This window comes from Chryseobacterium culicis, assembly GCF_900108365.1.
In the GTDB taxonomy this organism is placed as follows: Bacteria; Bacteroidota; Bacteroidia; order Flavobacteriales; family Weeksellaceae; genus Chryseobacterium; species Chryseobacterium culicis.
In genome coordinates, this window is sequence record NZ_FNWQ01000001.1 from 1,216,788 (window position 1) to 1,232,786 (window position 15,999).

The following is a 15,999-nucleotide window of genomic DNA, read 5'->3' on the forward strand; positions in this document are numbered from 1 at the left end:
AGGTATTTTGTTCTTTTTATTAATTCTATTGTACAATATTGTTCCAAATTTAAGATTAAATTTTTATATACGTTCTGTTAATTTTAATTTTGCAGGAAATTTGAAATATGGATACAAGGAAGAATGTAATATTAATTTTAGCATCGGTAGGAACATTTGTGGAGGCTTTGGATATTGCCATTATTAATTTAACCATTCCTTCTATTCAGGAGCAGTTTCAGATCGGGGCAGAAACAGTTCAGTGGCTGCAGACATTATATGTCCTTTTCTTTGGTGGATTTCTGATCATTGGAGGAAAGCTCTCAGACCAGATGGGAAGAAAAAAGATGTTTCTGATCGGAGCACTTATTTTTATGCTTACTTCATTAGGAGCAGGATTATCCCAAAATTTTGAAGTACTGGCGATATTCCGTGCTTTGCAGGGATTGGGAGCGGCATTGGTAATGCCATCAGCTTTATCAATCGTGACCAATACCTTCAGAGGGGAGCAGGAAAGAAACCGTGCTATCGGAATTTTCAGCTCATTTGCGGCTATTGGTTCCGGAAGCGGTCTTTCAGTAGGAGGAATTATCAGTACTTATTTAAGCTGGCATTGGGTTTTCCTGATCAATGTTCCTATTCTTTTAATAACGCTTGTGCTGTCTTACTATTATCTGCCTGGAGATGAAAAAAACGAAACTGCGCAGAAAACAGATCTGGTTTCAGGAGTATTAATGGTGTTAGGATTACTAAGTTTAACTTACGGAACCCATGAACTGGTTCATATCAAAGACCAGCCTTTCTTGGTAATAGGTTCTCTGGTATTGGCTTTAGTACTACTTATTATGGTCTATTATCGTTTAAAATCTGTTGCAGAGCCTTTGGTGGATTTGAAACTTTTTAAACACAAATCATTAGTGGTTTCCAATGCTGTATTCTTCACTTTAGGAGCATTTTTTATCGGATTCTTATTTCTTATTTCGTTAATGCTTCAGAAAGATATGGGTTACAGTGCTGCTTCAGCCGGGTTAATGCTGGTTCCATTCAGTATCTTATCGGCTTTAACGGCTAAATTTATTCTGCCACAAGTTTCAAAACGATTGAGTTCGTCTCAAATGGGTGTTTTAGGATGGTCATTTATGCTGGCCGGAGGATTGTTACTGTTGATTTCCGTTTATACAGGACATCCGCTGACAATGGTTTTACTGGGAGCAGCGTGTATTTCCGGATTGGGAATGACGTTTTGCTTTACTGCACTTTCCGTAATGGGAATACAGGATGTTGAGCCTGCACATTACGGATTAGCATCAAGTCTGAGCTCTACAAGTTACTTTTTGGGAGCGGGAATCGGGCTTTCATTTATGACGTTAATGAGCCAGGTTTTTCCCTCGGAATTATCAGTGGGAAGCCTGAATCTGATTATTTTAACCGGTTACGCTCTGTTAGCAATTGGCCTGTTATTTTATTTTATATTGAAAAGCGTAAAAGTAAATGAGACAGAAGTTGCTGTTTCATAATTTAAGGACTTAAAATAGACAGACTATATGATAAAAGAACTGGTGCTTAGGGACCTGTTCTTTTTTTTGCTTTTTGCAATTCTATTTCCCCTTTACTACCTTTGCTTTTTATTATATATCATGAAAATACAGATCATCAGCGATCTTCACAGAGAATTTGGGAATACAGAACTATGTTTTGATCATTCGGATGTGGTGGTATTGGCTGGTGATGTCAATTTGGGAACCAGAGGAATTGAATGGATTAAAGAAGCAATCCCCAATAAACCTGTAATGTATGTTTTGGGGAATCATGAATATTATAAAGGTTCGTATCCGAAAACACTCCATAAGATTAAGGAAGCAGCGCTTAATTCTAATATCCACGTGCTGGAAAATTCATTTGTGGATATTGACGGTATTCGTTTTCATGGTGCTACTCTGTGGACGGATTTTTCCATCTTTGGAAATCCTGTTCAGTACGGAATGCTTTGCCAGCCGAAGATGAACGATTATAAAATGATCAGAAGAGATCCTTCCTATTCGAAAATGAGAACACTGGATACTTTTAAGATCCATCAGCTTTCAAAGCAATGGTTAAAAGAAAGCCTTGAAATTTCAAAAGGTCTCAAAAATGTAGTGGTTACCCATCATGCGCCCTCCATAGAATCTGTTCCGGAACAATATAAAGAAGATCCTTTAACAGCGGCTTACGCTTCTGATCTGGAAGATATAATTGCGGAATACCAGCCATTATATTGGATTCACGGACATATTCACACACCGTGCAGATATAAGATCGGAGAAACAGAAATTATTTGTAATCCTCATGGCTATATTGATGAAAAATATAATGGTTACGATAAGGAACTGATGATTGTTGTTTAGCTGAAAAGCAATTCCTGTAAATTATACCCGAAAATGATAAGGTAAAAATGATTCCGTTTCGTCTGTAATGTTGAAGCAGGTTTTTAATCCATTATCATTATGAAGACAACTATACAAGAGGGGATCATTCTAATTCCGGATTTCAGCGGATTTACCGAATTTGTGTTCAATACAAAATTGTATACAGGAGAATATATTGTAAGACAGTTATTGTCTACGCTTATAGATGAGAATAATCAGTACTTTGAAATTTCTGAGATTGAGGGAGATGCCATTCTGTTTTACCGTTATGATAAAAATCCTTCTTATCAGAGTATTTCGACAATGCTGTGGAAGATGAGAAGTGCCTTTAACAGGAAGATAGAGGAACTGAGCAAGAGCTTAAGCACAAAAATTGATCTGGCTCTTAAGTTTATTGTTCACTACGGATCTTTTTCACAGTACAGCATTGGAAACTTCAGGAAATTATATGGAAAAACCATTGTGGAAGCCCATCAGCTTTTGAAAAACGGAGTGGCAGAACAGCCTTCTTATGCTCTTTTCAGCAATTCTTTTCTGGAAAGCAGTAAAAACAAGGAGTCTGATTTTAATAAAGATCCGCTTCGTCTGCCGGAGGTGGGCGTCATCCATTATTTTGAAAATTTAAACCAGCCTATATTTGAATAGCGTTCCTTGTCAATTTGCTATTGCAGGCAGCCCGGTTGGAATCCGGATAGACATTTTTAAGCCGTCAGGTTGAGTAATTTTATTATAAATTTTAAAACTTTTTGCGCTGCTATGTTAATTACAGATAAAAAGTTGTTTTAAGAATAATTATTATGAATGTGATTTATATTGGATCTGTTTATTGAAAAATTGGCATTGTTTTTTGATTTATGTTTAAATAAGCGTTTGATATCTCCTTGTAAATTAGATGATTATTTTATTTTTTTTACGAGTGGATGTAACAAAGTTATGAGGATAGTGGTCTTATAGAAAAACTATAATTCACATGAAAGTAATTATATTTCCCATAGCGATATTAGCAGGCTCATTTGCAATGGCTCAGCAAGCTCCGGATGCGGCTGCACAAGATACGGTAAAAGGAAATGCAAAAGAAATAGAAGCGGTTACTCTGGTTGCCAGAAAACCGACCGTAGAATCTAAAATTGACCGAACAGTATTTAATGTAGCAAACAGTGCAATTCTGGCTGGAAATACAACATGGGACGTTCTTAGAATGACTCCTTTGGTAAGCATTGATAATAATGATGATGTAAAAGCCGAAGGCCAAATGGTTACCGTATACATCAACGACAGGAAATCTGTTTTTACAGGAAAAGAATTGAAGGAATATCTTAAAACAATTCCTGCTGATAACCTGATGAAAATTGAGGTGATTACCAGCCCTTCCTCGCGTTATGAAACTTCAGGGTCTGTCATCAATATTGTGCTCAAAAAAAGAGATGATGAAGGAATTAAAGGCAGCATCTCTCTCAACAACAGGCAAAGTACCAAAAACTCACAATACTCTAATTTTAATCTGAACTACCATAAGAAAAAGTTTACCCAGACTTTTATCGGAGGGTACAATAACGGAAATTATGTGCAGAAAACCCAAACCTGGGACAACCGCTATTCTACTAATAGGCTGACTCAGTTTAATCTGGAGAACGTAATGAGAAACGAAAGCCCGTCTATTTCCTCCACTTCAGAATTTGAATTGAATGATAAAAATAACATAGGATTTGTTGCGGAGTATTCACAGAGCAGAAATCTGTCTCTGGCAGAATCTAACGGAATGATCTTCGAGAATGGAAATCCGGGAGACTCTTTCCTTCAGACTCAGAATATATGGGGATTCAACCGTAACCTGGGGACTAATGCGTTCTATAAATACTATGATAAAGAAAAGAACAGGATTTTAGATATTAACTTAGGAACCAACTACTCCAGCAATGACAATGATAATTTGATTGATAAGCAAATTAATAATATGTCGGGAAGCACAGTCCAGCAGCTTGGAGTGCTCAGTTCCAATCAGATGCGCAATTATTATCTGAAAGTAGATTACACTCAGCCTTTAGGAAAATCCGGCGGTACAATAGAAGTGGGCGGAAAAACAGAAATTAACAATCATATTATTCCTAACAGTCTTTACGGATTCAGTATGACGGATGCTAATTCCGAGTTTTATAACCTGGCAAGAAATGATACTTTTCATTACGAGGACAATTTAAGCTCTTTATATGCCAATTACAGTAAAACATTCTTTAAAAAATTAGAAACAAGAATCGGAGTTCGTTACGAATATATTGATTATAAAGTAAGACAGGATGTAGCAGGTACAGAGAGAAAAGATTCATACGGAACTTTTCTTCCTAATTTATTGCTGAAATACAGCTTCTCAGAGAAATTTGATCTGAGTCTTACCTATAACCGAAGCATCTGGAGACCCTGGTATTCTGAATTTAATCCATTCCTTGTGCCCGAAATTAACGGTACCTATTCAAGAGGAAACCTTTATCTGAATCCGAACCCGAATGACCGGCTGTACATGAAATTTGGAATCCTTAAGAAGTATTTTATTTCCGCAAGATATATGCATACCAATCAGGATTACTGGACTACCTATGTGACAGAAAACGGGAGAACCGTTTCTTTACCGGGGAATTTTGACGGAAAAGTTGAGAAATATTATCTTTTTGCCAACACCAATCAGAACTTTCTGAAAAATAAACTGAATGTAAATGCTGGATTCGGATGGTATTATATTAATAATAAGGATTTTAATGAGAAAAATAAGTTGGGAGGAAAAGATTATATTAGTTATTGGGGAGCTTCTGCCAACGTTTCTTACACGAATCTTTTCAATAAGAATATTAACTTAAGTGCTTGGGTAGAATTGGCCAATCAGAACAACGGAAACTCTTATGCGAATAATACTAACGTTTTCCATAATATCTCTGTAACTAAAATATTCCCGAAAACCCAGATGGAGCTGAGCATGCAGCTGATGAATATCTTTAAAAGACCTTATGGTGATAACACAACTTATAGCCCGGACGGCACCTTCAGAGAGTACTCAAAATGGGACTGGTACGGTGTTTCTCTTACTTTTGTAAAACGTTTCGGAAACCAGAAAGTAAAAGAAAATACAAAAACCGACGTAGAAAAAAACGGCGGCGGCGGAAAATAATCCAACATTTGCCAGGTAAAATGAAAGCAGGTTTCAATTTGGAATCTGCTTTTTATTTTTGGGTAGAAGCTAGAAGAGGGAAGTAATGAAGTAGATCCTTGATGCTTGTCTAAATATTCTTAAACCATTAAGAATGTATTACGCTGTTAAGAGTATTAAGGGAATTTCTAAAGACATTTTTTAGGTATGCTGCTTCATTCAAATTTATTTGAACCTTAATATTCCTTAAACCTTAAATCACCTTAATGGTTTAAAATAAATCTGTGAAATCATTTTAATCTGTAGAAAAGAAATAATTAGATTTTAACGCAAAGTTTTTATCTGAATTTCTTATTATTTTAAGGCAGCAAAGAACTTGAATCAATTACATTGATTTTTTCTAAGCTTTTCTAAGCGGACGCACAATCATAGTCCTTCTTAAGCAACAAAGTTGCTTTCTTAGCTCCCTTAAAAATGTTACTTTTTTATTAAAAACTTTGCGTTAAAAAATTCTGACAGATTTAGCCGCTCGCAAAAAATGGGAGAAATAAAAAAACAGACCCCAAATCCGGGATCTGTTTAATTCAACCAAATAAATTATTAAAATGTGAGAGATTGTTTTTGAGAGGATATCCTCAAATTAATTTCTCATTTATTTAAGAGTAAACTTTACTTTTGTTTTAATAGCATCGGAAGAATTTCCAATCAATGCTTCAAAATCTCCCGGCTCAGCTACCCAATCGTGTTTTCCGGCATCAAAATAACTTAAGGCCGTTTTATCAATGGTGAAAGTAACCTCTTTCTGTTCTCCCGGATTCAGATACACTTTTTCAAAACCTTTCAGTTCTTTTGCAGGACGCGGAACAGATGATTTCAAATCACTGATATAAAGCTGCGCCACCTCGGCACCTGCTTTTTTACCCGTATTTTTCACGGTTACGGTAAACGTAATCTTGCCATCCTGTGAAATTGTTGTCTGGTCTGCTTTTGCTTTTCCGAATTCAAATGTGGTATAGCTCAATCCATGTCCGAAACTGAACAGGGGCTTTATATTTTTGGTGTCGTGCCAGCGGTAACCTACAAAGAAGCTTTCGTTATAAGTAATATTGATCGGGTTTTTCTGGTCTTTACCTTTTCCTGCTGCCAGCTCATCTTTCTGTCCGGGATATTCTCCAAGCTGGTGTGCTGCATTGTCTTCAAGCCTTACAGGAAATGTAAACGGAAGCTTTCCTGATGGATTGGCATCTCCAGCTAAAATGGCAGCAATAGAATTTCCTGCTTCAGAACCTAAATACCAGGCTTGTACAACAGTGGGAACTTCTTTGATCCATGGCATTGCCACAGCATTCCCGGAAACTAAAACTACTGCAAGATTTTTATTGGCTTTTGCAAGTGCGGTAATCACTTTATCCTGACTGTAAGGTAATCCGTAGCTCTTTCTGTCGTTTCCTTCGCTGTCCTGGAAGTCTGCTTTATTCAGCCCGCCTACGAAAATGACATAATCTGATTTTTTGGCTAATTCCACAGCTTCATTCAGCAATTCAGCTTCCGAGCGGGTGTCTTTTAAATCCTGTCCGGATTTTACCCCGTTATATTCTCCTCCGATATCGCCTACATAACCTCTTGCATATTGTACATCTGCCTGTTTTCCAAATCTGGATTTGATTCCGTCTAAAGGAAGTGTTTCATATTTTGCTTTTAATGATGAAGAACCTCCGCCAACAGTCATTATTTTAATAGCATTTTCTCCGATAACGGCTATTTTTTTCGCCTTATTAATATCAATAGGAAGAACATTTCCCTGATTTTTTAATAGAACAATTCCTTCTTCTCCAATTTCTCTGGCTATCGCTTTATGCTCTTCAGAAGCAATATTTCCGAAAGGCTTGTTACGGTTCATCGTAGTTTTATAAGCAAGACGAAGTAATCTTGTTACCTTGTCATCAAGTTCTTTTGTTCCTACTTTCCCTGCTTTAATAAGATCAAGGTAAGGCTTTGCCAGATAATAATTGTCATAGGCATTCTTAGTTCCTGCGGAAAGTCCGTTGGTCCATGATCCGAATTCGAGGTCAAGACCATTGTGGATAGCCTGTTCTGTATTGTTTACAGCACCCCAGTCAGATACTACCACGCCTTTATAGTTCCATTCTTTCTTTAAAATATCATTCAAAAGATATTGATTCTGGCTGGCATACTGGCCTTTGTACATATCATACGCTCCCATAATCGTCCATGAATCTCCCTCTGTAACCGCTGCTTTGAAAGGGGGGAGGTAAATTTCATATAGAGCTCTGTCATCTACATTCACATTACTCGTATGACGGAACATTTCCTGATTGTTTAAGGCATAATGTTTTACAGAAGTTGCTACGCCATTAGACTGCACCCCTTTGATATAAGGAACTACCATTTTTGAGGTCAGATAAGGATCTTCACCCATGTATTCAAAATTCCTTCCGTTGAGTGGAGTTCTGTAAATATTTACTCCCGGTCCGAGAAGAATATCTTTTTTTCTGTAACGAGCTTCTTCTCCTAAAGCTTTACCATAGTTCCATGACATTTTTTTGTTCCATGTTGCGGATAAAGCAGTCAGGGCAGGGTAGGCGATAATGGAGTCATTGGTCCATCCGGCCTGATCCCATTCGTCCCACATTACTTCAGGGCGAACTCCGTGCGGACCGTCTGTTGTCCAGAATTCAGGAATACCTAATCTTGGAACACCCGGCGAACTGAATTTCGACTGCGCGTGAAGCATTGCTACTTTTTCTTCCAGCGTCATTCTTGACAATGCATCCTGAATACGCTGTTCTACAGGTTTGGATTCATCTAAATAAACGGGTATGGTAGTATTGGTCTGAGCCATATAAGAAGCAGAAATAAAGGTGAGTAAACTTATAATGACGGTTTTCTTTAACATATGCCTTTCTATTTGATTAAAAGCAAAAGTAAAGAAAATTTCTTTATTATCTCAAATTGAGAAAATAAAATTTTAACGAATAAAAAACTGCCTGTGGATTTACAGACAGCTTTACTATTAAATATTTTACTTGTAATGGAGGAAAAAGTAAAGATAAGTTAGCAAGTGAAAAGCGAAAACCCCAATCCGGAAACTCAAATTCTCTCACTCTAAAAATTCTCAACCCTCCAACTCATCAGTCCCATCCCTTCACAGCGCCTCCTTTGAAAATCTCTTTGGCTTTCTTTTCTACTTCAGGAGATTCATATGCCTTTACAAAGTTTTTTACTTTCTGGCTGTTTTTATTATCCTGTCTGGCAACCACTACGTTCACATACGGTGAGTCTTTATCTTCTACAAGAACACCCTGCTTTTCCTGGTCCAAACCTGCCTGAGCGGCAAAATTATTGTTGATAATCCCTACCACAACATCTCTGTCATCCAAAACCCTTGGGATCTGAGCGCCTTCAATTTCCATGATTTTCAGCTGTTTCGGGTTCTCTGTAATATCGGTTACTTTAGGGAGAAGCCCCACGCCGTCTTTCAATTTCAGAAGGCCGCTTTTTTGCAGAAGAAGTAAAGAACGACCTCCGTTGGTCGGGTCATTGGGAATCACAATCGTATTGCCTTCCTTCAATTCACTGATATTTTTAATCTTTTTTGAATAAGCTACAATGGGATAAACAAATGTATTTCCCACAGGCACAAGATTATAGCCCCTCTGTTTGGACTGCTCTGTTAAATAAGGAATATGCTGAAAGGCATTGGCATCAATATCTCCGTTAGTCAGTGCTTCATTGGGAACTACATAATCGTTGAAAGGGATCAGTTCCACTTCCAGATTGTACCTTTCCTTAGCTACTTTTTTAGCTACTTCAGCAATTTCCTGCTCCGGACCATACGTAATTCCTACACGGATAAAGTTCGGGTCATCTTTTCTTCCCGAACAGGCACTGAACAATAATATTCCCGCAGCCAATAAACCAAAAATCTTTATTTTTTTCATTCTATTTTTTATTTTAAATGATAGTGAGGTAAAAAATGAACGGCGAGTGAACTCTAACCTGCTCAAACTCTCCAACTCATTTTCTCTCCAACTCAAAACTACCTGTGATCAAATCTTTTGGACAGTCTGTCCCCCATAAACTGAATGATGAAAACCAAAAGAACAAGTAAAATTAAAACTGTATTCATAATGACAATATCATACCCGATATATCCGTATTGGTAACCTACCTGTCCTAATCCTCCGGCTCCTACAGCACCACCCATTGCAGAGTACCCTACCAGAGTAATTAAAGTAATGGTGGCATTGTTGATTAATGAAGGCAGTGCTTCAGGCAGTAACACCTTTCTGATGATCTGTAAGGGAGAAGCTCCCAGCGCTCTTGCCGTTTCTATAAGACCGTGAGGAACTTCAATAAGGCTGTTTTCCACAAGTCTTGCAATAAAAGGTGCGGCTCCTACACTTAGAGGAACCAAAGCTGCATTTACCCCAATAGAAGTTCCAGCTAAAACTCTTGTGAAAGGAATCATCCATACAATCAGAATAATAAAAGGAATTGCTCGGAAAATATTCACCAAAACAGAAAGCCCTCTATGATAGAAAGCATTTTCCAACAGCTGGCCTTTTCTGGTTAGAAAAAGCATAATCCCAACAGGAAGTCCCAATACAAATCCAAAAAATCCGGATAAAAATGTCATGTAAACCGTTTCCCAGGTTCCTTTTGCCAAAAGGGCAATTACCGTATCACTAAGCATATCCTTTTACTGTATTTTGAATTTTATTTTGATTGAAATAAGAGATCACCTGTTGGTTTTCCTCCACTTCCCCGTGAAGCTGCAGCAGAATTTTACCGAAATTGGAGTTTCCAAAATACTCTACATCTGCCTTTAACAATTTATAAGGAATTTTGTATTGGCTGTACAGTGCAGAAAGAATTTGTTCAACACTGATGTTTTCGCTAAGTTCTATTTCAACAAGAGGAAACAAACCATGTTTGGGTTCTTTCTGAAGTCTGCTGATGAGTTCCTGTGGCAGGGTCATGATATCTGAATTGATGAACTGGCGGATGATCGGGTTCTCTTTGTCCGAAATAATCTCGCTTAAAGTTCCTTTTGTTACTAATTTTCCTTTGTCGATCACAGCTACATGATTGCAGACTGCTTTAATGACTTCCATTTCGTGGGTAATGAGAAGGATGGTAATTCCCAGTCTCTGATTGATATCTCTTAAAAGCTGCAGAATAGACTGTGTAGTGGCCGGATCCAGTGCACTGGTTGCTTCGTCACAAAGCAGCAGGTGAGGATCATTGGCCAGAGCTCTTGCAATAGCAACTCTTTGTTTCTGTCCTCCTGAAAGGCTTTTAGGATAATCATTAGCCTTATCTTCAAGGCCTACGATCTTTAATAATTCGTTTACTTTTCTGTTGATTTCCTCTTTGCTGGTACCATCCAGCTCCAGAGGAAGGGCTACATTATCAAAAACAGTTCTTGAAGAAAGAAGATTGAAATGCTGGAAGATCATTCCTATCTTTTTACGCTCTTCAGCCAGTTGTTTGGAACTGAGTCTGGTGAAATCTTTGCCGTTAATGATAATCTGTCCCTCATCCGGTCTTTCCAAAAGATTTACTGTACGGATCAGGGTACTTTTTCCTGCCCCGGAAAATCCTATAATTCCTACGATATCTCCTTTATCTATGGTGAGACTCACCTTATCCAGCGCCTTAAAGGACTGCTTTTTTTGGTGAAATGTTTTTGAAATGCTTTTGATTTCTATCATTCTGTTTCTATACTATTTACATTAAATAGGCTGATATCCTCTGCCTGTTCTGTTTAAAAATCTCTTAACTCTTCTGATTTTAACCTTTGACCGTTTTGAAAGTCTGAAATACTTGGTGACATTTGTTAGAAGTACTCCCAGCAATATGATGAATAAACCATACAGCTGACCTCCATTGATGCTTTGGTTGGCAACAATCCAGCCTGCAATCACCGTTACAATAGGGTTGATGTAGGTATGGGTGCTTACCAGAGCAGCGGGTTTTACGGACAGAAGCCAAATGTACGACAAATAAGCGATTATAGATCCAAAGAAGATCAAAAATAGAACTCCAAACCACGCTGATAATGGAACAGCAGCCACTGAAAAATCTGTCCATTCTTTTCTGAAGAAAGCAATGATAAAAGAGGCTGATCCCGCTACTATAAGCTGTTGGGCAATATTCATGAACGTAGATTGAGAAGCGGGGTTTTTCTTGGAATATAAAGAACCCAATACCCAGGCAATGGAGCTTAATCCCAAAACGATAAACGCCGTAATACGTAAATTGCCATCAGTAACTGCATGTGCATTAGAATTTACACTGCCTTTTAAAAACAGAACCAAGCCTGCAAAACCTATTACCAATCCTAGCGGAATAAATTTATCCGAAAAATAATATTTCCAGTTCTTTTTGTCGATAGCAATGAACCAGAACGGGCCGGTAGCAATAGAAATAGCAGCCTCAGAAGCCGTCACATATTGTTCTCCCCAGGCTACAAGCCCGGTTCCTCCGGTAAGAATAAGAATACCGGTTATTGCATTTTTCTTCCAGTTGATCATAGAATTTGCTCTTTCTCCTTTAGACAGAAGATACCCGATCATCAGTATTCCGGCAACCAGAAACCTTAACCCCGAAAGAATAAATGGCGGAAAACCTTTTAAGCCAAATGAAATAGCTAAAAACGTAATTCCCCATATCACATAGATGTTTGTAAACGCCAATGGAATTAACCATTTGTTTTTAGAATTGCTCATTTTTATATTTTAATGTTGTTGTGTTCAATAAAAAAAGCTCTACCACGTGGTAAAGCCTTTGAAATATGTCTAAATAAAAGTAAGGTCAACCACAGTATTCTTGATGCACAGGCATACAGATATCCTTCATCATGTTTTTGATGGTATGTTTCTTCATTGAATTATTTTTTAATTCTGCCTTCATTTTGCTCGTTTTCCTGAATACGTTTGCAAATATATAATATAATTTTATTTAGTCCACTAAAAAAGTAGACTTTTTGAATATTAAATTATTGTTAATGATTTAATGTGTTTAAAATCAACTTTTTATATGTATTGCTTTTTTATTAGTTTAACATGCTTTGCTGAATTTTTATATTTTTTATTCAAAATAATGCTCCCGGTTTAGTTATGGTTAACGTTGTGAAAAACATAATATAAATTGAAAATTTTGAGAATTTTATAAAGTAAATCTTGTTGCTTATAGGAAGGTTATACTCAAAAGTCTTCGTAAATGGAGTTTTATATTTATTAAACTAGTTAAATGCACAGGATTTTCGGTCGCCGTAATTTAGCATCAAAATGAAAGACATGGACAATAGAATATTAGGTCTGCATCATATTACTGCTATTGCAGACAATGCCAAAAGAAATTTAGATTTTTATACCAAAGTTTTAGGAGTAAGGCTGGTAAAGAAAACCGTAAATTTTGATGATCCGGGAACGTATCATTTCTACTTTGGAAATGAAAACGGAACTCCGGGAACCATTCTTACGTTCTTTCCTTGGGAAGGAATAGGAAAAGGAACTAATGGAAGCGGAATGGCAACTCACATTGGGTATTCTGTACCCAAAGGAAGCCTTGAGTTCTGGAAAAGCCATTTACAAAGCCTTAATGTAACTATAGAAGAAGGTGAGATATTTGGAGAGAAGATGATTTCTTTTAAAGATCCGGATGGCCTTCAATTACAGTTGATAGAACCTTCCACTCAAGACAACAGAAAAGTATGGACAACCGATGACATCAAGGAGGAAAATGCATTAAGAGGCTTTCATAATGTTACTTTAACCCTAAAAAAAGCAGATCCCACCCTCAAAGTTCTGACCGATATTTTAGGATATGATTTGCAGAAACAGGAAGGAGAAAGATACAGATTGGCAACTGACGCCATTGATACTGCTAACCTTGTTGACATTATTGAAAATGATACAGTTCCGGCAGGAAGAAATGCTGCAGGAACCAATCACCACATAGCATTCAGAGTGAAAGATGACAATGTTTTGATGGAATATCGTGAGAAAGCATTATCTGCAGGACTAAGCATTACTCCTAAAATCAACAGAGATTATTTCTACTCCCTGTATTTCCGTGAGCCGGGTGGTGTTTTGTTTGAAATAGCGACAGATAATCCTGGATTCACTGTGGATGAACCTTTGAATGCATTGGGAACCAGCCTGAAACTTCCTGTTCAATACGAAGGAATACGTGAGAAAATAGAAGGGGTATTGCCGAACTTATCATAGATCATCGGTCATAATTTATAAAGATGTTAATTTTGAATTAAGAATTAAAAACAAGAAAAATGGAAAGAACAGAAGTAGTTTTAGAAGGAAGAAAAGGGGAAATTCAGCTTTTCTCAGACGATCATAAAGCAGGAAAAATGGACATTTCGGTGCTTGGACAAAAACTTACGGTTTACCACACAGAAGTAAATCCGGAATATGAAGGTAAAGGTTTTGCTAAGATATTATTGGATAGGCTGGTGTCTTATACAAGAGAAAATGATTTAAAAATTCTCCCGTTATGCCCATACGTTCACGTTCAGTTTAAACGTCATCCGGAAGAATATAAAGACGTATGGCTGAAGGAAGAGCTGTAATGAGTTTGAGAGTGACAGCGTATCAGAGTAAAAAGGAGTTTAGAGTCCTGCAAAGTGACACATATTACGCTTTATTTATCCGTCCACTTTGTCATTCCGTAGGAATCTAAATAGTCTATTTAAGCTTTGTAAAAGAACTTTGATATTTTTGGGATTCGGGATTCGGAATTCAAGTTGATAAGTTCGAAACGCTCAAACCCTCTTACTCTCAGACTCTCAAACTCGACTTTCAAAATCCCGCATCCTATCATAATAACCAATTAACAATTATCAACACAATGAAACTTATTACAGGATTGCATCACGTTACGGCAATTACCGGCAATGCACAGGAAAATATAGACTTTTACACCGGGTTTCTGGGCCTTCGGTTAGTCAAAAAAACAGTCAATTTTGATTACTCAGATGTTTACCACTTTTATTTCGGTGACGAATATGGTACACCCGGAACCATTATGACGACTTTTCCTTATGGTAAAGACCTGATCAATGGCAGACATGGCAAAGGAATGCTCAATACCACTGCTTTTTCAGTTTCTTTAGATGCCCTGGATTATTGGATGAATCGTCTGGAACAGTTCAATATTCCTTTTAAACAGCCACAGCAAAGGCTTTCTGATGAGGTTTTTATTTATCTTGAAGATTTTGACGGATTGGGACTGGAATTGGTTTTTAATGATAAAGACGAAAGAAAAGGATATTACAATGGCTATATTCCTGAAGAGTATGCCATTAAAGGAATCCATCACGTAGAAATCTGGCAGAATGATTATGAAAGAACGGCAGCACTTCTGACCACTCAGATGGATCATAAAGTCATCAGTGAAAGTCCGGACAGGCTGAGATTGGGAACAGAGAATATGCCTGGGAAATATGTAGATCTGCTTTCTATCCCTAATGCTTTGAAAGGATTAGCCGGAAGAGGAACCGTTCATCATGTAGCGTTTGCTACCCCGGATGCGGAATCCCAGCTCGAAATGGTCAAGAGATTAAATGCATACGGACTGGAACATACCGAAGTGAAAGACAGAAAATATTTTACTTCCGTATACTTTAAAGAACCGGGAGGCGTTTTGTTTGAAATTGCCACTTCCGGTCCCGGATTCGATGTAGATGAAGAAGCAGCGTTTTTAGGCGAAAATCTGATGCTGCCATTACAGTTTGAAAAAAGAAGAGAGCGGTTGAATGAAGTTCTTCCCAACATCAAGTATCCAACAGAAAAATTCAGATAAAATAATGAGTCATATTGTAAATATAAAAACAGCAGGAATGCCGCTGAATCAGGCAGAGAAAGCTTTGATCATGATTCACGGGCGGGGAGGAAGCGCTCAGGATGTTTTAAGTTTATCCCAGCATCTGAAGGTAAAAGACTATGCGCTGTTAGCTCCACAGGCTTTGAATCATACCTGGTATCCCTATTCATTTATAGCTCCGGTAGAACAGAACGAGCCGTGGCTGTCATCAGCCCTTGAAATGGTTGAAGAAACAGTAAAGGCAGCTGGCAATGCCGGTATTACACCTGAAAATATATACTTTTTCGGATTTTCACAGGGAGCCTGTCTTACCTTGGAGTTTTTAGCCCGCAATGCGCGGAAATTCGGTGGTGCGGCAGCTATTATTGGCGGTGTGATTGGAGATAAGATCAATCGTGAAAATTATAAAGGCGACTTTGCCGGAACACCCATTTTCCTGGGAACCAGCAACCCGGATTTTCATGTTCCTGTAGAAAGAGTGTATGCTACAGCCAATATTTTAAGAGAAATGAATGCGGAGGTAACAGAGAAAGTATATGCCAATTTCGGACATGCCATTAATGAGGAAGAAATTGAAATAGCTAATTCCGTGATATTTAAATAAGTATTTTA

13 protein-coding genes are annotated in these 15,999 nt (G+C 37.7%); 8 read left to right on the forward strand and 5 right to left on the reverse strand.

Going from position 1 to position 15,999, the window contains the following annotated elements:
- The first annotated feature begins 107 nt into the window (after positions 1-107).
- The 4 genes from BLW74_RS05370 (at position 108) to BLW74_RS05385 (ending at position 5,541) form a co-directional block, all read left to right on the forward strand.
- The gene (locus BLW74_RS05370; protein WP_089690391.1) at positions 108-1,496 is read left to right on the forward strand and encodes an MFS transporter; all 1,389 of its coding nucleotides are present in this window, start codon (positions 108-110) and stop codon (positions 1,494-1,496) included.
- Between the two features lie 120 nt (positions 1,497-1,616).
- Positions 1,617-2,363, forward strand: a complete 747-nt coding sequence (locus BLW74_RS05375; RefSeq protein ID WP_089690392.1) for a metallophosphoesterase — start codon at positions 1,617-1,619, stop codon at positions 2,361-2,363.
- Between the two features lie 99 nt (positions 2,364-2,462).
- Entirely contained in the window at positions 2,463-3,029 is a 567-nt protein-coding gene (locus BLW74_RS05380) for a DUF2652 domain-containing protein (RefSeq protein ID WP_089690393.1), read from the forward strand.
- Between the two features lie 325 nt (positions 3,030-3,354).
- Positions 3,355-5,541, forward strand: coding sequence for an outer membrane beta-barrel protein (locus tag BLW74_RS05385; RefSeq protein WP_089690394.1), 2,187 nt, complete (start codon positions 3,355-3,357; stop codon positions 5,539-5,541).
- Positions 5,542-6,172: 631 nt separating this feature from the next.
- Here the strand turns inward: BLW74_RS05385 and BLW74_RS05390 are convergent.
- From BLW74_RS05390 to BLW74_RS05410, 5 genes are all read right to left on the reverse strand, one after another.
- The gene (locus BLW74_RS05390; protein WP_394331224.1) at positions 6,173-8,383 is read right to left on the reverse strand and encodes a glycoside hydrolase family 3 C-terminal domain-containing protein; all 2,211 of its coding nucleotides are present in this window, start codon (positions 8,381-8,383) and stop codon (positions 6,173-6,175) included.
- Between the two features lie 289 nt (positions 8,384-8,672).
- Positions 8,673-9,482, reverse strand: a complete 810-nt coding sequence (gene metQ, locus BLW74_RS05395) for a methionine ABC transporter substrate-binding lipoprotein MetQ (RefSeq protein ID WP_089690396.1) — start codon at positions 9,480-9,482, stop codon at positions 8,673-8,675.
- 98 nt (positions 9,483-9,580) lie between these two features.
- A complete protein-coding gene (metI, locus tag BLW74_RS05400; RefSeq protein WP_089690397.1) occupies positions 9,581-10,237 on the reverse strand; it encodes a methionine ABC transporter permease MetI in 657 nt (218 codons plus the stop codon).
- Positions 10,230-11,258 carry a methionine ABC transporter ATP-binding protein gene (locus BLW74_RS05405; RefSeq protein ID WP_089690398.1) on the reverse strand — a complete coding sequence of 343 codons (1,029 nt, stop codon included), beginning with the start codon at positions 11,256-11,258 and terminating at the stop codon, positions 10,230-10,232. The genes metI and BLW74_RS05405 overlap by 8 nt, the downstream gene beginning before the upstream one ends.
- A 21-nt stretch (positions 11,259-11,279) precedes the next feature.
- Positions 11,280-12,275 (reverse strand): EamA family transporter, encoded by a 996-nt coding sequence (locus tag BLW74_RS05410; protein WP_089690399.1) that lies wholly within the window; start codon positions 12,273-12,275, stop codon positions 11,280-11,282.
- Positions 12,276-12,845: 570 nt separating this feature from the next.
- Between BLW74_RS05410 and BLW74_RS05415 the strand changes: the two genes are divergently transcribed.
- From BLW74_RS05415 to BLW74_RS05430, 4 genes are all read left to right on the forward strand, one after another.
- Positions 12,846-13,778, forward strand: a complete 933-nt coding sequence (locus BLW74_RS05415; protein ID WP_089690703.1) for a ring-cleaving dioxygenase — start codon at positions 12,846-12,848, stop codon at positions 13,776-13,778.
- A gap of 59 nt (positions 13,779-13,837) precedes the next feature.
- Positions 13,838-14,134, forward strand: coding sequence for a GNAT family N-acetyltransferase (locus BLW74_RS05420; protein WP_089690400.1), 297 nt, complete (start codon positions 13,838-13,840; stop codon positions 14,132-14,134).
- 278 nt (positions 14,135-14,412) lie between these two features.
- The gene (locus BLW74_RS05425) at positions 14,413-15,366 is read left to right on the forward strand and encodes a ring-cleaving dioxygenase (RefSeq protein ID WP_089690401.1); all 954 of its coding nucleotides are present in this window, start codon (positions 14,413-14,415) and stop codon (positions 15,364-15,366) included.
- 4 nt (positions 15,367-15,370) lie between these two features.
- Entirely contained in the window at positions 15,371-15,991 is a 621-nt protein-coding gene (locus BLW74_RS05430) for an alpha/beta hydrolase (protein ID WP_089690705.1), read from the forward strand.
- The last annotated feature ends 8 nt before the right edge of the window (positions 15,992-15,999 follow it).